Source organism: Streptomyces sp. NBC_01260 (genome assembly GCF_036226405.1).
Lineage (GTDB): Bacteria > Actinomycetota > Actinomycetes > Streptomycetales > Streptomycetaceae > Streptomyces > Streptomyces laculatispora.
Window position 1 is genome coordinate 3,185,831 of sequence record NZ_CP108464.1, and the last position, 17,969, is coordinate 3,203,799.

16 protein-coding genes are annotated in these 17,969 nt (G+C 71.5%); 6 read left to right on the top strand and 10 right to left on the bottom strand.

The window, feature by feature from the left end; translation table 11 throughout:
• Positions 1-16: 16 nt before the first annotated feature.
• The 8 genes from OG322_RS13710 to glmS form a co-directional block, all read right to left on the bottom strand.
• On the bottom strand, positions 17-190 hold the full coding sequence (locus tag OG322_RS13710; RefSeq protein ID WP_164494381.1) for a hypothetical protein: 174 nt from the start codon (positions 188-190) through the stop codon (positions 17-19).
• A 150-nt stretch (positions 191-340) separates the two neighbouring features.
• Positions 341-919 (bottom strand): tRNA (adenosine(37)-N6)-threonylcarbamoyltransferase complex ATPase subunit type 1 TsaE, encoded by a 579-nt coding sequence (gene tsaE, locus OG322_RS13715; protein WP_123461097.1) that lies wholly within the window; start codon positions 917-919, stop codon positions 341-343.
• The gene (locus OG322_RS13720) at positions 888-2,138 is read right to left on the bottom strand and encodes an alpha/beta fold hydrolase (protein ID WP_123461096.1); all 1,251 of its coding nucleotides are present in this window, start codon (positions 2,136-2,138) and stop codon (positions 888-890) included. Before OG322_RS13720 ends, tsaE begins: the two co-directional genes overlap by 32 nt.
• Before the next feature lie 141 nt (positions 2,139-2,279).
• Positions 2,280-3,446 carry an alanine racemase gene (alr, locus tag OG322_RS13725; protein ID WP_329306467.1) on the bottom strand — a complete coding sequence of 389 codons (1,167 nt, stop codon included), beginning with the start codon at positions 3,444-3,446 and terminating at the stop codon, positions 2,280-2,282.
• A 106-nt stretch (positions 3,447-3,552) separates the two neighbouring features.
• Complete coding sequence (locus tag OG322_RS13730; RefSeq protein WP_123461095.1) at positions 3,553-3,939, bottom strand: DUF488 domain-containing protein; 387 nt, start codon at positions 3,937-3,939, stop codon at positions 3,553-3,555.
• 43 nt (positions 3,940-3,982) lie between these two features.
• Positions 3,983-5,458, bottom strand: coding sequence for an NAD(P)H-hydrate dehydratase (locus OG322_RS13735; protein WP_329306468.1), 1,476 nt, complete (start codon positions 5,456-5,458; stop codon positions 3,983-3,985).
• A 39-nt stretch (positions 5,459-5,497) separates the two neighbouring features.
• A complete protein-coding gene (locus tag OG322_RS13740; protein WP_123461093.1) occupies positions 5,498-5,866 on the bottom strand; it encodes a holo-ACP synthase in 369 nt (122 codons plus the stop codon).
• A 42-nt stretch (positions 5,867-5,908) separates the two neighbouring features.
• Positions 5,909-7,756 carry a glutamine--fructose-6-phosphate transaminase (isomerizing) gene (gene glmS, locus OG322_RS13745; protein ID WP_123461092.1) on the bottom strand — a complete coding sequence of 616 codons (1,848 nt, stop codon included), beginning with the start codon at positions 7,754-7,756 and terminating at the stop codon, positions 5,909-5,911.
• 324 nt (positions 7,757-8,080) lie between these two features.
• On the opposite strand from glmS, the gene OG322_RS13750 reads away from it, so the two are divergent.
• The 3 genes from OG322_RS13750 to OG322_RS13760 all read left to right on the top strand — a co-directional run bounded on the left by OG322_RS13750 (position 8,081) and on the right by OG322_RS13760 (position 11,721).
• Positions 8,081-9,634: an FMN-binding glutamate synthase family protein gene (locus OG322_RS13750; protein WP_329306469.1), complete on the top strand. Its 1,554-nt coding sequence runs from the start codon at positions 8,081-8,083 to the stop codon at positions 9,632-9,634.
• Positions 9,635-9,757: 123 nt separating this feature from the next.
• Entirely contained in the window at positions 9,758-11,212 is a 1,455-nt protein-coding gene (locus OG322_RS13755; protein WP_123461090.1) for an ATP-binding protein, read from the top strand.
• Between the two features lie 101 nt (positions 11,213-11,313).
• Positions 11,314-11,721: a hypothetical protein gene (locus tag OG322_RS13760; RefSeq protein WP_329306470.1), complete on the top strand. Its 408-nt coding sequence runs from the start codon at positions 11,314-11,316 to the stop codon at positions 11,719-11,721.
• A 108-nt stretch (positions 11,722-11,829) separates the two neighbouring features.
• On the opposite strand, the gene OG322_RS13765 is transcribed toward OG322_RS13760, so the two are convergent.
• Together OG322_RS13765 and OG322_RS13770 are read right to left on the bottom strand one after the other, a co-directional pair.
• Entirely contained in the window at positions 11,830-12,036 is a 207-nt protein-coding gene (locus OG322_RS13765; RefSeq protein ID WP_329306471.1) for a DUF397 domain-containing protein, read from the bottom strand.
• On the bottom strand, positions 12,033-12,884 hold the full coding sequence (locus OG322_RS13770) for a helix-turn-helix domain-containing protein (protein ID WP_329306472.1): 852 nt from the start codon (positions 12,882-12,884) through the stop codon (positions 12,033-12,035). The genes OG322_RS13765 and OG322_RS13770 overlap by 4 nt, the downstream gene beginning before the upstream one ends.
• A gap of 136 nt (positions 12,885-13,020) precedes the next feature.
• Here OG322_RS13770 and OG322_RS13775 point away from each other — a divergent pair, with 136 nt between their 5' ends.
• The 3 genes from OG322_RS13775 (at position 13,021) to OG322_RS13785 (ending at position 17,967) form a co-directional block, all read left to right on the top strand.
• A complete protein-coding gene (locus tag OG322_RS13775; protein ID WP_123461086.1) occupies positions 13,021-13,440 on the top strand; it encodes an ATP-binding protein in 420 nt (139 codons plus the stop codon).
• Positions 13,441-13,861: 421 nt separating this feature from the next.
• Positions 13,862-14,884 carry a helix-turn-helix domain-containing protein gene (locus OG322_RS13780; protein WP_443066544.1) on the top strand — a complete coding sequence of 341 codons (1,023 nt, stop codon included), beginning with the start codon at positions 13,862-13,864 and terminating at the stop codon, positions 14,882-14,884.
• Positions 14,869-17,967 (top strand): DUF6531 domain-containing protein, encoded by a 3,099-nt coding sequence (locus OG322_RS13785; protein WP_329306474.1) that lies wholly within the window; start codon positions 14,869-14,871, stop codon positions 17,965-17,967. Before OG322_RS13780 ends, OG322_RS13785 begins: the two co-directional genes overlap by 16 nt.
• Positions 17,968-17,969 lie beyond the last annotated feature (2 nt).

Genomic DNA, 17,969 nt, shown 5'->3' on the forward strand with positions numbered 1-17,969 from the left:
ACGCTTGCGGGCTTCCTCAGGCGTGCTCGGAGTCCGGGACCGCGTCCTCCCGCGGCGCGGGTTCCGCGGGCGTCCGCGGACGCACTCCGCACGGCGGGGTGGACACCGCGTCGGCCGCCGCCCCCGCGGCCAGCAGATCCTGCATCGATACCGCCCGCGGCGGCTGCACTTCACGCTCGGATGTAGGCATGGACGCCTCCTGGGGCTCCGGTGGAAGGCACGGTTAGGCAGACCTAACCTGCTCTCGCCCTCCATGTCACCACGCCCGCCCCGCCCCGCGCAACAATGTGCCGACACCATGTCGGAAAGTGGGCCGCGGCTCACGGCCTCGGGGAGTTCCTCAGGCCTCACCGGGCCCGTCGTCCCCGTCCACCACCCACGGGGTCCACGGCGCGAGCCCCAGTTCCGCCCAGCGTGCGCCCACGCCCACCAGCGTCACCGCGCGCCGTTCGTCGTCCGTGTCACCGACCGCGCGGTCGATCAGCACCTGGAGCCGGTCCTCCGAGAGCTCCTCGACCTTGCCGTCGCCCCACTCGACGACCACCACCGAGTCCGGCAGCGACACATCGAGGTCCAGGTCCTCCATCTCGTCGAGCCCACCGCCCAGGCGGTAGGCGTCGACATGGACCAGCGCCGGGCCGTCGCCGAGCGCCGGGTGGACGCGGGCGATCACGAACGTGGGGGACGTGACGGCGCCGCGCACCCCCAGGCCCTCGCCGAGGCCGCGGGTCAGGGTCGTCTTGCCGGCGCCGAGCTCGCCGGTGAGCATCACGAGGTCGCCGGGGCGCAGCACACCGGCGATCCGGCGGCCCAGGGCCCGCATCTGTTCGGGGGACTCGACGGCCAGGTTCACGGTGACGGTGCCCGGCGCGGTGCCTTCGGCGACCTCAGCCGCCGGGCTGTTGTGCGGTGCTTCCATGCCCGCCAACGTTAGAGGATTCCGTTACGGCTCCCGCCCTCACCAGCAGGTCGGCCAGCCGGTCCGTCACCGTCTCCGGGTGCTCCAGCATCACCAGGTGCCCGGCGTCCGGCACGATGACCAGCTCCGCGTCGGGCAGCTCGTCCGCGATCGCCTCGCTGTGCGAGCTGGGTGTCACCAGGTCCTTGTCGCCCGCCAGGATCAGCACCGGGACCTCGTGGAACTGGGGCAGCGCGGCGCTCTTGTCGTACTCGGTGAAGGCCGGGTAGAACTCCGCGACCACATCGATCGGTGTGGACTCGATGAGCCGCTCGGCGAACCGCTCGACCGCCGGGTCCACGTCCCGCGAACCGAACGAGTACCGCTTGATCAGCCCCGCGAACAGATCCGCGGTCGCCCGCCTCCCGCGCTCCACCAGCTCCGGCTGCGAGCCGAGCGCCTTCAGCACCCCGGGCAGCACCCGCCGTACCGCGTTCACGCCCGCCACCGGCAGCCCGAAGCTGACCTCGCCGAGCTTCCCGCTCGATGTCCCGATGAAGGCGACGGCGACGACCCGGTCGCGGAACAGGGCCGGGTACTGGTCGGCGAGCGCCATGATCGTCATGCCGCCCATGGAGTGCCCGACCAGCACCAGTGGGCCCTCGGGCGCGGCCGCGTCGATCACGGCCTTCAGGTCGCGGCCGAGCTGGTCGATGCCGACGTGGACGCCCTGCGCCTGCGCCCGGCCGCGCTCCGAGCGGCCGTGGCTGCGCTGGTCCCAGTGGACCGTGCGCACGAGGCCGCGCAGGGCCGCGCGCTGGAAGTGCCAGGAGTCCTGGCTGAGGCAGTAGCCGTGGCTGAAGACGACCGTGACGGGGGCGGGGGCCTTGCGCCCGAAGAGCCGGCGGCTGCGCGGACCGGCCGCGGCGCCGGGGGGCGTACCGCCCGTGCCGGTGCCGCCGCCGGGTTCGATCTCGTCGGTCTCGTAGTACAGCTCGGTGCCGTCGTCGGCCGCGGCCCGGCCCGGCAGCCCGCGCAGCGAGCCGTAGGGTCCGGTGGCGTCCAGCGCCAGCCGGGCCCGCCTCCGCATCCCGCGGCCGACCGTCAGCCGCTCGACCGCGACACCGGCCGCCGCGCCCGCCGCGATCACACCTATGGCGGCCCCGGCGATCCCCGCCCGGCGCCAGCCGACCGTCGAAGCGGCCGTCGCCATCGCGTCCCCCGCGCTGATCTCGCTCACCGTGCCGCGCTCCTCGTGGGTCGTGTCCGTCAGGTCAGGGCCGGTCCGGTCGGAGCCGGTGCGGTCCGGTCCGGAACTGCCCGGTCCGGTCCGGTCTTCCGATCATGCTCAGATCGTGCCCGGTCAGAAACGCTTCCTCGGTCAGGACCCGGCCGACTTGCCGTCCGCCGTCCCGTCCCGGTAGACGCGTGGCACCCGGCCGCCGATCCTGGTGACGATCTCGTACGCGATCGTGTCCGCCGCCCGCGCCCAGTCCTCGGCGCTCGGCTCGCCCCGGTCCCCCGGGCCGAACAGCACGGCGTCGCTGCCCTCCTCGACCACGTCCCCGGCGAGGTCGACGACGAACTGGTCCATGGCCACCCGGCCCGCGACCGTCCGCCGGACGCCGCCGACCAGCACCGGGCCGCGGCCCGAGGCATGGCGCGGGATGCCGTCCGCGTACCCCACCGGCACCAGGCCGAGCGTGGTCTCCCGGGATGTCGTGTAGTGGTGCCCGTAGCTGATGCCGTGCCCGGCCGGCACCTGTTTGACCAGGGCGACCGACGCGACGAGCGTCATCACCGGACGCAGTCCGAAGTCGGCCGGGGTGCCCAGCTCGGGGCTGGGCGAGATGCCGTACATGGCGATCCCGGTCCGCACCAGGTCGAAGTGCGACTCGGGGACGGTCAGCGTCGCCGGGGAGTTGGCGATGTGCCGCACCTCGGGCTCGGCACCGGCCTTCTCGGCGTACGCCACCATGTCGCGGAACACGTCCAGCTGGGCGGCGATGGAGGGGTGTCCGGGCTCGTCCGCGCAGGCGAAGTGGGACCAGAGGCCGGTGATCCGGACGGTGCCCGCGTCCTCGGCGGCGCGGGCGGCGGCGACCAGCTCGGGCCAGTCGGCGGGCTGGCAGCCGTTGCGGCCGAGGCCGGTGTCGGCCTTGAGCTGGACACGGGCGGGGCGGCCCGCCCCGGCGGCCGCCGCGGTGACCTCGCGCAGCGCCCACATACCGCTCACCGAGACATCGACATCGGCCTCGATCGCCTCGCGCCAGGGCCCGCCGGGCGTCCACAGCCAGCACATCACCCGGCCGCCGAGCCCCGCCGCGCGCAGGGCGAGCGCCTCCTGCGGGGTGGCGGTGCCCAGCCAGGTGGCGCCGGCTTCGAGCGCGGCACGGGCACAGGGCACCGCGCCGTGTCCGTACGCGTCGGACTTGACCACGGCCATGAGCTGCGCGCCGGACGCCCGGGCACGCAGAACGCGCACGTTGGCGCGGAGTGCGGCGAGGTCGATCTCGGCACGGGCTCTCAAGGACGCTGTCTCGTTCATCGCGCCCAGTGTCTCAGAGCCGTGCGGCACGGCCCCCGGGCACCGGTCGCGGCAGGGCGCGCCGCTCCGCCGCACGGGAGCGGCGGCGGGGGCGGGGGCGGTCACGTCAGCCGTGGTGCAGCTCGTGTTCCAGATGCTCGACGAGGACCGGTACATGGCTGTGCGGGACGTCCTTGACCGCCGTGACCAGCGTCACCGGGCCGCCGTCGCGGACCAGCGCGACGAGTTCGCCGACGGCCGCGGTGTGCGCGGGGTCGGCCAGTTCCGCGCGGTAGCGGTCGACGAAGTCGTCGTAGCGGGTGCCGGAGCGGTCCTCGTGGTACCAGGAGCGCAGCTCGTTCGACGGGGTGAGGTCCTTGAGCCACTTGTCGATCGCGGCGCGCCCCTTGGCGACCCCGCGCGGCCAGAGCCGGTCGACCAGGACGCGGGTGCCGTCGCCGTCCTCCTGCGGGTCGTACACCCGGCGTACCCGCACGTCACTGCTGCTGCCCACGACCGATCACTCCCTCAGGGCTGTCCCCCTGCCCCAGCATCACTCAGGCCCGTACGTCCCGCCAGGCCGCCCGGATCGCCTCCGCGACGTCCTGTGCGGCGACCGGGGAGCCGTCGGAGGCGTGCCGGGCCGCGAGGCCGTGGAGGTGGGCGCCGACGGACGCGGCGTCGCGGAGGGCGAGGCCGGCGGCGAGCAGGGAGCCGGTCAGCCCGGACAGGACGTCGCCGCTGCCCGCGGTGGCCAGCCAGGAGGTGCCGGTCGGGTTCACCCGCACGGGAGTGTGCGGGTCATCGGTGGCGACGAGCGTCGTCGAGCCCTTGAGCAGGACCGTCGCGCGGAAGCGGGAGGCGAGTTCGCGTACGGCGTCGAGCCGCCCGGCCTCGACCTCCTCGCGGGGGACGCCGAGCAGCGCGGCGGCCTCCCCGGCGTGCGGGGTGAGGACGGTGGGGGCGGTGCGCGCCCGTACGACGGCGGCGTCCAGCAGCCGCAGCCCGTCCGCGTCGACCAGCACCGGGACGTCGGCGGCCAGCACGTCGCGGACCGCCTCGACGGCGTCCGTGCCGTCGCCGAGCCCCGGCCCGACGACCCAGGCCTGCACCCGCCCGGCCTTCGACGGCGGGCCCGCGTGGACCAGGGTCTCCGGATGCCGCGCGATGACCGCGTCCGCCCCCGGGCCGACGTACCGCACCGCACCGGCACCGCCGCGCAACGCCCCGGAGACGGCCAGTACCGCCGCCCCCGGATAGCGCGCCGACCCGGCGACGATGCCGAGGACACCGCGCCGGTACTTGTCGCTCCCGGCGCCCGGTACGGGCAGCAGCGCGGCCACGTCCGCGTACTGGAGCGCCTCCAGATCGGGCACGTCCGGCAGTTCGGCGCCGAGCCCGATGTCCACGAGGTGCAGCGCCCCCGCCCGTTCGGCGGCCGGGTCGATGAGGAGCCCCGGCTTGTACGCCCCGAAGGTGACGGTCGCGTCCGCGCGGACCGCGTCCCCCCGCACCTCGCCGGTGTCGGCCTCGACGCCGCTCGGCAGATCGACGGCGACGACGGGCGCCCCGTGTGCCGCGTACCGCTCCACCAGTGCGGCCGCCGCCGGGCGCAGCCCGCCGCGCCCGCCGATGCCGGTGATGCCGTCGACGACGAGGTCGACCCGGCGGCCCCAGTCGCGGTGCCGGCCGTCCGCCGGGCCGGCGTCGTCGTCCACCACCCGCCCGCCCGCCGCGCGCAGCGCCGCGCTCCCGCCCGCGTGGGCCCGGCCCGGCGAGACCCGTACGGCCAGCACACCGGCCCCGCGCCGGGCGAGCCGGGCGCCCGCGTACAGCGCGTCGCCGCCGTTGTCGCCGCTGCCGACGAGGACGACGACCCGGGACCCGTACACCCGGCCACCACGCCGCAGCACATCGGTGCAGGCGGCGGCGAGTCCGGCGGCGGCGCGCTGCATCAGCGCGCCCTCCGGGAGCCGTGCCATGAGGGCCTGTTCGGCGGCCCGTACGGTCGAAACGCTGTACGCAGTACGCATGGCTCCAACGTACGCAGGAAACGGCCGCCACGCCCCGGCTCAGCCCTCCGCGATCACCACGGCCGACGCGATGCCCGCGTCATGGCTGAGCGACACATGCCACTGCCGCACGCCCAGTTCGGCGGCGCGCGCGGCGACCGTGCCGATCACCCGCAGCCGGGGCTGCCCGCTCTCCTCGACGTACACCTCGGCGTCGGTCCACAGCAGCCCGGCGGGCGCGCCGAGGGCCTTGGCGAGGGCCTCCTTGGCGGCGAACCGGGCGGCCAGCGAGGCGATCCCGCGCCGCTCGCCGCCGGGCAGCAGCAACTCGCTCTCCAGGAAGAGGCGCTGGGCCAGCTGCGGCGTGCGTTCCAGCGCCGCGTCGAACCGCTCGATCTCCGCCACATCGATCCCGACCCCGATGATCACGTACGTCCCCTCACAACTGCCCCGCTCACGTCATTGCACCGTTCATTCCACCGTGACGGACTTCGCCAGATTGCGCGGCTGGTCCACTTCGTTGCCGCGGGCCGTGGCCAGCTCGCAGGCGAAGACCTGCAAGGGCACGGTCGCGACCAGCGGCTGAAGCAGCGTAGGCGTTGCGGGAATCCGGATGAGGTGGTCGGCATACGGGACGACCGCCTCGTCGCCCTCCTCGGCGATGACGACGGTGAGCGCGCCGCGGGCCCGGATCTCCTGGATGTTCGACACGATCTTGCCGTGCAGCACCGAGCGCCCGCGCGGCGACGGCACCACCACGACGACCGGGAGGCCGTCCTCGATCAGGGCGATCGGCCCGTGCTTGAGCTCACCGGCGGCGAACCCCTCGGCGTGCATGTACGCGAGCTCCTTGAGCTTCAACGCGCCTTCCAGGGCAACCGGGTAGCCGACGTGCCGGCCGAGGAAGAGCACGGTGTCGTGGCCCGCCAGGGAGCGGGCCAGCGCGCGCACCGGCTCCATGGTCGCCAGGACCCGCTGGACCTCGCCGGAGATCTCGGAGAGCTGACGGATGACGGTGCGGATCTCGTCGCCCCACTTGGTCCCGCGGACCTGGCCGAGGTACAGGGCGACGAGGTAGCAGGCGACGAGCTGGGTGAGGAACGCCTTGGTCGAGGCGACGGCGATCTCGGGCCCGGCGTGCGTGTAGAGGACGGCGTCGGACTCGCGCGGAATGGTGGACCCGTTGGTGTTGCAGATGGCGAGGACCTTCGCGCCCTGCTCGCGGGCGTGCCGCACCGCCATCAGAGTGTCCATCGTCTCGCCGGACTGCGAGATCGCGATGACGAGGGTGCGCTGGTCCAGGATCGGGTCCCGGTAGCGGAACTCGCTGGCCAGCTCGGTCTCGCAGGGAATCCGGGTCCAGTGCTCGATGGCGTACTTGGCGATCATCCCGGCATGGAACGCGGTCCCGCAGGCGACGATCACCACCTTGTCGACCTCGCGGAGCTCCCCCGGCGTGATCCGCACCTCGTCGAGGCGGAGGCTCCCCTCCGGGTCGATCCGGCCGAGGAGGGTGTCCGTGACGGCCTTCGGCTGCTCGGCGATCTCCTTGAGCATGAAGGAGGGGTAGCCGCCCTTCTCGGCGGCGGACGCGTCCCAGTCCACGTGGTACGGAAGCACCTCGGCGGGCCGCCCGTCGAACCCGGTGACGAGGACCCCCTCCCGGCGCAGCTCGACCACCTGGTCCTGGCCCAGCTCGATCGCGGACCTGGTGTGCGCGATGAACGCGGCGACATCGGAGGCGAGGAACGCCTCGCCGTCCCCCACACCCACCACGAGCGGCGAGTTCCGCCGGGCCCCGACCACCACGTCGGGCGCGTCCGCGAACACGGCGACCAGGGTGAACGCCCCTTCGAGCCGTCCGCAGACCTGCCGCATCGCCTCGGCCGGGTCCTCACTGCCCGAGTACGCCTCGGCGAGGAGGTGGGCGACGACCTCGGTGTCGGTCTCGGAGACCAGCTCGTGGCCGCGCCCGATCAGCTCGGACCGCAGAGCGGCGAAGTTCTCGATGATCCCGTTGTGCACGACGGCGACGCGTCCGGCGTTGTCGTGGTGCGGGTGGGCGTTGGCGTCGGTGGGCCCGCCGTGGGTCGCCCAGCGGGTGTGCCCGATGCCGGCGCTGCCGGTCGGCAGCGGCCGCTCGACCAGCAGCTTCTCCAGATTGACCAGCTTCCCGGCCTTCTTCGCGGCGGCCAGCCCGCCATCGGAGAGGACGGCGATCCCGGCGGAGTCGTACCCCCGGTACTCCAGCCGCTTGAGGCCCGCGACGACGACGTCCTGCGCCGACTGCCTACCGACGTATCCGACGATTCCGCACATACCGGTCCCTTCGTGGTCACCTGCCCATGTTCTTCGCATATTCGCAGAAGGGGCGTGGGGTGTCGGGGAGGACGGCGTCGGTCAGGGAATGCGGCGCCACGGCTCGGCGCCGGAGCACGCCGCCGCCCCGGAGGACCGCGCCGGGCCGTCCCCCACCCGACGACCCTGATCACGGGCCCACCCGCGCGGGCTTCTAATATCAATTTCGGTGTTCTCCGGCGGACGCCGACGCCCGCTCGGTCGTGCCCCGCCGCCCAACAGCGACACGACACGACGACGGCCACCACATGGCGTTGGCGTCGAGCATCGAGGAGAGGAACGTTCATGCGTGCCCGGAATATCGTTGCCGCCACCGCGACAGCACTGGCGCTGGTGGGCGCCCGCGACCTCGTCCAGAAGAAGCACGCACTGCTCCGGAACTTCCCGGTGGTCGGGCACGCCCGGTACCTGCTGGAGACGATCGGGCCGGAGCTGCGGCAGTACATCGTGACCTCCAACGACGAGGAGCGCCCGTTCAGTCGTGACCAGCGCACCTGGATCTACGCGTCGGCGAAGGGCGAGAACAACTACTTCGGGTTCGGAACCGACAACGACATCGAGCACGTGCAGGGGCACGCGTACGTGAAGCAGCGCACGTTCGCCGGAGAACTGCTCCCCGACGTGCACGACCCGCAGGCCCTGCTGCCCTCGGCCAAGGTGTTGGGCGGGCCGCGCGGACGCGCCAAGGCGTTCCGGCCGGCGAGCGTGGTGAACATCTCGGCGATGAGCTTCGGATCGCTCTCCGGTGCGGCGATCACGGCCCTCAACAATGGGGCGGCGCTGGCGGGCACGATGCACAACACGGGCGAGGGTGGCCTCTCGCCGTACCACCGCAACGGCGGCGACCTCGTTCTTCAGCTCGGTACGAGCTACTTCGGCTGCCGCAACGAGGACGGCACCTTCAACATCGACAAGCTCATGGATGTGGTCGCCGGCGCCCCGGTCAAGGCGATAGAGATCAAGCTCTCCCAGGGCGCCAAGCCGGGGCTGGGCGGGTTGCTGCCGGGCGCGAAGGTGACCCCGGAGATCGCCGAGATCCGGGGCATCCCGCTCGGCGAGGACTGCGCCTCCCCGTCGCGGCACACCGCGTTCAGCGATGTCGACTCGATGCTCGACTTCGTCGAACTGCTCGCCACCGAGACCGGTCTGCCGGTCGGGATCAAGAGCGCGGTGGGAGAGATGGGGTTCTGGCAGGAGCTGGCCACGCTGATGGCGCGTGGCGACCGCGGCGTCGACTTCGTGACCGTCGACGGCGGCGAGGGCGGCACCGGGGCGGCGCCGTTGATCTTCGCCGACTCGGTGTCGCTGCCGTTCCGGATGGGCTTCTCCCGGGTCTACGGCACCTTCGCCGAGCTGGGGCTGACCGACGACCTGACCTTCATCGCCTCCGGCAAGCTCGGCCTGCCCGAGAACGCCGTGGTCGCCTTCGCCCTGGGCGCCGACATGATCAACGTGGCTCGTGAGGCGATGCTGTCGATCGGCTGTATCCAGTCGCAGAAGTGTCACACCGACAAGTGCCCCACCGGCGTAGCCACCCAGAACCCACGCCTGGCCCGCGGCCTCGACCCGACCTCGAAGGCAGCCCGCGCCGCCGCCTACCTGCGCACCCTGCGGATGGAGCTGATGAAGGTCTCGGCGGCCGTCGGCGTCGCCCACCCGGCCTTCATCACGGCCGACGACATCGAGATCCTTAACGGCGACTACGACGCCCGCACCCTGTCCGGTGTCTACGGCTACAAGGACGGCTGGGGCGAGCTGGGCCCGCACGTCGCCGATGAGATCACCGAGTTGCTCGCCACCCGGTCGAAGGCGGCCTTCGAGAAGGGACCGGCCGTCTGAGACACCGGCAGTGGACCTGAACAGCTCCTGAAGGGTCGATGCCGTTCCTGCGGCCGAGCAGTAAAGTAGGAACCACTCATACTTTGAGCCGTTCCTACTTTACCGCCTGTCTCAGGAGAGCCCGTGGCCTTCACCGGACGCAGCCGTGAGCTGCGCATTCTCGGAACATGGCTGGAGCGCGTCACTTCGGGGGCAGGGGGCAGCACCGGGCAGGCGCTGGTGATCAAGGGCCGACGCCGGATCGGCAAGACCCGCCTGGTGCAGGAGTTCTGTGCCCGTTCGGGGCAGCCGTACGTCTTCTTCCAGGCGACCCGCAGCCAACCCGCGCCTATGGCCCGGCGGGCCCTGTTCGACGCGGTTGCCTGCGGCCAGGGAATGCGGGACCACGGCGCGGCGCTGGAGCACGCCGCCGCCCCGCAGGACTGGGTCCGGACGCTGGCCGCAGTCGCGGCCACCCTGCCCACGGACGAGCCGGTGATTCTCGTACTGGACGAGGTCCCCTGGCTCTCCGAGGCGGACCCGGGATTCGACGCGGCGCTCAAGACGGCGTGGGACATGCATCTGTCCGCGAAGCCGGTGCTCCTGCTGCTGCTCGGCTCCGACCTGGCGATGATGGACCGGCTGACGTCGTACGACCATCCGTTCTACGGCCGGGCGGGTCAGTACACCGTGGGGCCGCTCAGCCCGGCGGACGTGCAGGACTCCACCGGACTGGACGCGGCAGCCGCGCTCGACGCCTACCTCGTCACCGGGGGCTTCCCCGAAGTGGTCACCGGCTGGCGGACCGGGGAACCGGTCGCCGCGTACCTGAACCGCCAGGTGGAGGACCCGTCGTCAGTGCTGCTCACGACGGGCGAGCGCTCCCTCGCGGCGGAGTTCCCCGCCCGGCTCCAGGCGGGCAGGGTGCTCCGGGCGATCGGCTCCGGCGAGCGCACCTTCTCCGGCATCGCCGCAAGCACGGGCGGCGCCGACGGGCGAGCGCTGGCGCACGGCACCCTCGCCCCGATACTGGCCGAACTCACCGAGGCGAAGCGGATCGTGGCCGCCGACCTCCCGCTGTCCACCCGGGCGGCCCCCAAGCTCAAGCGCTACCGCATCGCGGACACCTATCTGCGCTTCTGGCTGGCCCACTTGGAGAACGCCGTCGCACAGGCAGAAAGAGGCCGGGGCGAGGTCTCGGCCGCACGCATCCAACAGTCCTGGCCGTCCTGGCGGGGGCGCGCGGTGGAACCGGTGATCAGGGAGTCGCTCGCCCGCCGGGTGCCGGACGGCCTCTTCCCCGAGGCGACCGAGGTCGGCGGCTGGTGGAACCGTCAGAACAACCCGGAGGTCGACCTCATCGGTGCCGACACCCAACCGGTGGCGCGCCAAGTCGCCTTCGTGGGCTCGGTGAAGTGGCGCGACGAGACCCCGTTCGGGGCACGGGACCTGGCCGAACTCGTCGCGTCCGCGCAGCAGGTGCCGGGCGCGCAGGGCGCGGCCCTGATCGCGGTCGGCCGCAGGCCCCCGACAGACGCGGCGGCCGAGGGGCTGGCCGCGCACTGGGGGCCCGAGGACGTACTCGCCGCGTGGCGGTGACCGGGCTGACCGGCCCTTGACCGCCGGAGCCCCGCCGGCGGGAACCGAACAGGCGTCCCTGATGCTCTAGCGCGGTACACGCCGATCCGCAGGGGGCAGTCATGCGCACTTCCGGCACGGGTTCGAACGCAGCTCCCGGGACGGATTCCGTTCGCGGAAGCCGGGCCGGCGGCGGACCGTGGGCCGCTGCCGGGGCCAACCTCGCCATCGGGCTGTGCGCCATCGTCCCCGCCGTGTGTATCCGATGGTTCATCACGCAGTACCTGCCGATGGACTGCACGCCCACGGGCACGTCCGTCAACAGCACCGGCTGCGACAGGGATACGTACGAGGACGAGCCCTTCTACCTGTTCTGCGCCGCGATCAGCGGTCTCGTCGTCCTCGCGATGATCCTGGTGGTCGACGTCCTCATGCCGCGCCAGGAACGCTGGCGGATGGGCATCTGGCTCGGGATGGTTCCGCTGGTGCCCGTCCCCTTCCTCGCCGGGCTGGCGCTGGGCCGGTTCTGAGGAGCCGGCCGCAACAGCCTTCGGAGAGATCTCCGGGGAATCCCGCGTGGGACCTGCGGCACCCTCGGGCGCGGCAGGTCCTCGGCGGCAGCGGCTCTGTCCCGACGGTCAGTCGGACGACGCGTACGAGACGAACTCGGCCCAGACGCCCGGGGCGAAGCCGAGTTCGGGGCCGGGGATGTTCTTGGAGTCGCGGACGTGGACGGCGGTGGGGGCGGCGGCTACCTCGACGCATGCCGGGCCGTCGTTGCTGCTGTAGCTGCTCTTGAGCCACTCCAGCTCGGAGCCGTCTCCGATGATGGTCTTGCGGGTCATCTCTCTCCCAGCACTTTCTCGATGAAGGCCAGAGACTCCCGTGGAGTGAGAGCCTGAGCCCGGATGATTCCGTACCGCATCTCGATGATCCGGACCTGCTTGGGGTCGGAGACGAGGCTGCTGGACAACTGCCCCTCCCAGTGTCCCACCGACGTGCCGTCATCGAACTTCAGTAGGTGGAATTGCCCACCCATCCCGGCGTGGTCCTCCCGGTCCGTCGGCATCACCTGGATCTCGACATTCCGCAACTGCCCGATTTCCAGCAGCCGTTCAAGCTGGCGACGCGCAGCCGCCCTGCCCCCGAGCGGGCGCCGGATCGTCGCCTCTTCCTGAACGAACGTCAGCATGGTCAGCGGCTGACGTTCGAACACCTCTTGGCGCGCCATCCGTGCAGCGACGTGACGATCGATCTCATCTCGCCCGAACGAAGGCCGCCGCATCTCGTAAAGAGCCCGCGCGTACTCCTCGGTCTGCAACAGACCGTTCAGGTTGTGGTTGTCGTACGCGCCGAGCTCCACCGCATCGGCTTCCAGCTTGGCCAGATCACGAACCTTCCTCGGGTACCGCGCCTCCGCCACGTCCCGCTTCATCGCGGCGATCTTGCCGTTCGCACCCAGGGCCTTGTCCGCCCGGTCCAGGAACTCCGGCTTGGGAATCCGGGTGCCGGTCTCCACCTTGTAGACCTGGTTCTCGCCGTACCCGATCGCCTCGCCGAGCTCCGAGGCGCGTAAGCCCGCCGCCTCACGCCAGAGCCGGATCTGCCGGCCGACGACGGCCATCACGGCCCCCGACTCGTCCTCGGGGTCGACAGCCCAATCCGGTCCGTCCACCACGTCGTTGCCACTCATGCGGCATCCGCCTCCACCCGCTCGCGGCGCACCGGCGCTGTACGGCGTGGACAGGCCCGTACGACCGCTGGACAGTCACCGTCCGTATACGTGTCACTGCTTTTCAGCGTAGCGACGGACGGCCACGCTGAGTGACGTGAACCGAGAAATCACCCAACCGCGTGCACGCAGCGGGATGTTCGCCGTGCAGCTCTCCGCGACCCGCCGGGGCGCCCGGCTCGCCCGGCTGCTGGCGACGGAACAGCTCCGTTCCTGGGGGCTGCCGCTGGACGACGCGAGCCAGATCATCGCCGAGCTGGCGTCGAACGCGGCGCTGCACGGATACGTGGCGGGGCGGGACTTCCGCATCCTGCTGACGGTCACCGGGGACACGCTGCGCATCGAGGTGGCGGACGCACGCGGGGACCGGCTGCCCCGGCTTCTGGAACAGTCCGAGGCGTACGAGTCCGGCCGCGGGCTTCTCCTCGTCGAGGCACTGGCCACACGCTGGGGCGTCGAGCACGGCCCGTTCCCGCGGAAGACGGTCTGGGCGGAGATCGCCCTGACCGGATCGTAACCGCCACGACCCGGTGGACGACGACCCGGTGGACGACGACCCGGGCGGCCGGGACGCGGCGGCCCACGACGTAAAAGGCTTTCAAGTCCTTCAGGAAGAAGAAATCTCACCAAACCAAACCAACCCGGGTGGACCTCAGCAGGCCCGTGCGCGCACCCGTGGGCGCCGGCGCCGCCGCCCGTCACTCACATGGGTGAGGTTGCCCAACTGAGCTGGATTTCGCCTGGGTTGCCTGGCATATGCTCGCGAAACCGACTTTCAGACATGAGACGGCCCCCGCCGGGACAGTAATCCCGAGCGAGGGCCTGACCAACGAGGAAGAGAACGCTTCCCGATGGATAGCCAGCAGATTATCGCGCCCTCGCGCGCCCCGTCAGGCACCTCGTCCGGCGCCCCGTCCGGCGGTGTCTTACACGTCAACGTGCGCCACACCAGTCACTTCACGGTCGTGGGGAACCACCTGGCCCAGCACCAGGATCTTTCGCTCGTCGCGATCGGGCTCGCCACCCACATCCAGTCGCTGCCCGCCGGGGCGAAGGTCGGCATCAAGTTCCTGGTCGAGCGCTTCCCGGAGAGCGAGGCCCGCATCGCCGGGGCGCTGCGCGAACTCGAAGAGAACGGCTACCTGAGGCGCGACCGCGAACGTCTGGCCAGCGGCCGCGTGGTCACGCGCACGACGTCGTACAACCAGCCGTGTACGCAGGCGACCAGCCCGCCCGCACGCCACCCGAACCGCGCCGACCGCACCGGCCGCGCCTCCACCCGTTCCACGCGTCTCGCGCGGCCGGCTGCGGCCAGGGCGATTCCGGCCACGGCGATTCCGGCAACGGCGCCATCCGCTCCCGCACCCGTGCCCGTTGCGACCCCCGTTGCGCCCCCCGTCGCGGCGCCCGGTCCAGCAACCGCTACCGCTCCGGCTCCGGTCGCCGCACCCGCCCCCGTCCGCCCTCAGCCGCAGACGCCCGACCCGGACCTGCACCGCACCGCCTCGGCGCTCCTGCTCGAACTGCGGCGCGAGGCCGCCGTACTCGTCCTCTCCGAGAACGACGTCCGCAGCCTCACCCCCGCCGTCGCCACCTGGCTCGAACGCGACGCCACCCCCGCATCAGTCACCCTTGCCCTGACCACAGACCTGCCCGTGCCCCTGAAGTACCCGGCCAAGCTGCTGGCGCACCGGCTGAGCACACTGCTCCCGGCCCCCGTCCCGGCCTCTTCCGTCGCCCCTCCCCCGGTGCCGTTCCAGAACTGCGACGACTGCGACCGCGCGTTCAGAGCACCCGAGCCCGGCCGGTGCGGCGAGTGCCTCGCGGAGTCGTCCGTGGAATGCCCGGCGCCCGCATCCGGCAGGCCTCACGCGCCTGCTCACACGCGCCCGGGACCGAAGTACGCCACGGCCGCACCGACCCCGTGGACCTGGCCACCGGGCGAATGTTCCTCCCGCTGACCGACATCGAACTGCCAGGAGTACTGCCCCTGGTGTTCACGAGGCGCGCCGACTCCGGCTACCGAGGCGGTCGCTGGTTCGGGCCCGGCTGGTCCTCCACGGCCGACCAACGTCTTGAGTTCGACGAGCAGGGCGTCGTCTTCTTCACCGAGGATGGGCTGCTCCTCACCTACCCGCACTCTGCTGCAGGTATTGAGGTGCTGCCCGAGGACGGCCCACGCCGGCCCCTGCTGAGGGCAGCCGACGGCACCTACACGGTCGCCGACCCGGACACCGGTCACGTCCGCACGTTTACCCCGCACGGCCACGGCCCGGCGCTGCTGACGGACCTGACCGACCGCAACGGCAATCGCATCACGTTCACCTACGCACTCGACGGCACCCCCCTCGAAATCCAGCACAGCGGTGGCTACCGGCTCCGCCTCACCACCACCGACGGCCGGATCACCGCCCTGCATCTGGCCGGGACCAGGGTGATGGCGTACGGCTACACCGGCGGCCACCTCACCGAGACGGTCAACTCCTCGGGCCTGCCCCTGCGGTTCACGTACGACGCCGAAGGCCGGATCACCTCGTGGACCGACACGAACAGCCGCTCATACTCCTACGCCTACGACGACCGGGACCGGGTGACCGCCGAGGGCGGAGAGGGCGGGCACTACACCTTCCGCTTCACCTACGAGGGCACCGATCCCGACTTCCAAGGCCTGTGCGTCACCACACTGACCTCGCCGGAAGGGGCCGTCAGCCGGTATCTGATCGACGACCGTCATCAGGTCGTAGGCGAGATCGACCCGAACGGTGCGGTGACCCGTACCGCGTACGACGACGCGGGGCGCACGATCGCGCAGACCGACGGGCTCGGCCGCACCACCGGCTTCCGCCATGACGGGCACGGCCACCTGACCGGGGTGCTCCGCCCGGACGGTACCGAGATCACGGCCACGCTCGACGAACACGGCAACCCGCTCCGGATCACCGACCCGGCCGGTGCCGTCTGGCACCAGAGCTTCGACCCGACGGGCCGTCGCACCAGCCTCACCGACCCGCTGGGCCAGGTCACCCGCTCCACGTACACCGCGAACGGCGCCCTGATCGCCGTCACCGATCCGCTGGGCGCGACCACCCGCATCCGCTGCGACGCGGCCGGGCTCCCCACGGAGGTAACCGATCCGCTGGGTGCCACGACCTACTACCGACGCGACCTCTTCGGCCGCGCGGCCACCGTCATCGACCCCCTGGGCGCCACCACCGCGTTCACCTGGTCGGTGGAGGGCCACCTCCTGCACCGCAGTGGCCCGGACGGGGCAACGGAGTCATGGACGTACGACGGGGAGGGCAACCGCACCACCCACACCGACGGACTCGGCCGGGTCACCCACTACGAGTACACCCACTTCGACCTGCTCAGCGCGCGCACCGACCCCGACGGCGCCCGCTACGCCTTCACCCACGACGCCGAGGCCCGCCTCACCCAGGTCACCAACTCCCAAGGTCTGACCTGGAACTACGTGTACGACCCGGCTGGCCGTCTGCGGTCCGAGACCGACTTCGACGACCGCACACTGACCTACGCGCACGACCAGGCGGGCCAACTCACCGCACAAACCGACCCGCTCGGCCAGGTCACTCGCTACACCCACGACCCGCTCGGCCGCGTCCTCACCAAGGAGGCTGCCGGGCAACGCACCACCTACCGCTGGACGCCCACCGGCGACCTCCTCCAGGCAACAGGAGCGGGGGCGGACCTGATCCGCGCCTACGACCCGACGGGCCGGTTGCTCTCAGAGAGGGTCAACGGCCGCACGCTGCGCATGAGCTACGACCCCGCAGGCAACCTGACACACAGGGAGACACCTGCCGGGACCCTTTCCCTCTACACACACGACCTCGCGGGACAGCGCACGGCCCTGACCACGTCCGGCCGCACCCTCACCCACCGACTCGACCCGGCCGGCCGTGAATCCGCGCGCTCCTGGAACGGTGCGCTTTCTCTGGTCCAGACCCGGGACACCGCCGGGCGTATCACCACCCAGACGTACGCGACCTCAGCCCCGCTCCTGCACCACTCCCACACCTGGCGCTCCGACGGCAGTCTCACTGCCACCGACGACACCCAGTACACCCTCGACACAGCCGGCCGCGTCACCCACATCCAGGCCAGCACCTGGCAGGAGTCCTACGCCTACGACCATGCGGGCAACCAGACCCAGGCCGCCTGGCCCGAAGCGTTTCCCCACTCCGAAGCCACCGGCACCCGCACCTACACCGGCACCCGCATCGATACCGCGGGCAGCGTCCGCTACGAGTACGACGCCGCCGGGCGCACCACGCTCCGCCAGAAGACCCGTCTCTCCAAGAAGCCCGACACCTGGCACTACACCTGGGACACCGAGGACCACCTCACCCACGTCACCACCCCTGACGGCATCACCTGGCGCTACACCTATGACCCCCTCGGCCGCCGCACCTCCAAACAACGCCTGACCCACGACGCGGCGGTCGCCGACGAAACAACCTTCACCTGGCACGGCAACACGCTCATCGAACAGACCACCGCATCCACGGACTGGCCCGGCCGCGAAGCTCTCACCTGGGAGCACGACGCCTCGGGACTCACCCCCCTCACCCAGACCACCCGCTGCACCCCCGCAGCCGACACCCCCCAGTCCGAGACCGACACCCGCTTCCACGCGATCATCACCGACCTCATCGGTACCCCCACCCACCTCGTCGACGAATCCGGCCACATCGCCTGGCACGCCCACGCCACCCTCTGGGGCACCACCACCTGGAACCCCGACGCCACCGCCTACACCCCACTCCGCTTCCCCGGCCAGTACCACGACCTGGAAACCGGCCACCACTACAACCTCCACCTCACCGCAGACGAGTTTCCAGCGATTCGAGTATTCGAGCGAAATGGGAGTATCTACACTCTCGACAATCGAAGGCTTCACGTTTTCCAGGAGGCTGGCGTTGACATAAAATTCGCGAGAGCCACACCTCAGGAAATTCAGAACGAGGGCCGGAAATTCACCACTAGAAACGATGGAAATTCCATCAATGTGAGGCGTAGATAATC

What these genes read in the sequence shown, in the direction of transcription:
- glmS (WP_123461092.1), bottom strand. Translation starts at nt 7,756, where the DNA reads ATGTGCGGAATCGTCGGATACGTCGGTAGGCAGTCGGCGCAGGACGTC.
- OG322_RS13735 (WP_329306468.1), bottom strand. Translation starts at nt 5,458, where the DNA reads ATGCGTACTGCGTACAGCGTTTCGACCGTACGGGCCGCCGAACAGGCC.
- alr (WP_329306467.1), bottom strand. Translation starts at nt 3,446, where the DNA reads ATGAACGAGACAGCGTCCTTGAGAGCCCGTGCCGAGATCGACCTCGCC.
- tsaE (WP_123461097.1), bottom strand. Translation starts at nt 919, where the DNA reads ATGGAAGCACCGCACAACAGCCCGGCGGCTGAGGTCGCCGAAGGCACC.
- OG322_RS13770 (WP_329306472.1), bottom strand. Translation starts at nt 12,884, where the DNA reads ATGAGTGGCAACGACGTGGTGGACGGACCGGATTGGGCTGTCGACCCC.
- OG322_RS13760 (WP_329306470.1), top strand. Translation starts at nt 11,314, where the DNA reads ATGCGCACTTCCGGCACGGGTTCGAACGCAGCTCCCGGGACGGATTCC.
- OG322_RS13785 (WP_329306474.1), top strand. Translation starts at nt 14,869, where the DNA reads ATGTTCCTCCCGCTGACCGACATCGAACTGCCAGGAGTACTGCCCCTG.
- OG322_RS13750 (WP_329306469.1), top strand. Translation starts at nt 8,081, where the DNA reads ATGCGTGCCCGGAATATCGTTGCCGCCACCGCGACAGCACTGGCGCTG.
- OG322_RS13765 (WP_329306471.1), bottom strand. Translation starts at nt 12,036, where the DNA reads ATGACCCGCAAGACCATCATCGGAGACGGCTCCGAGCTGGAGTGGCTC.
- OG322_RS13710 (WP_164494381.1), bottom strand. Translation starts at nt 190, where the DNA reads ATGCCTACATCCGAGCGTGAAGTGCAGCCGCCGCGGGCGGTATCGATG.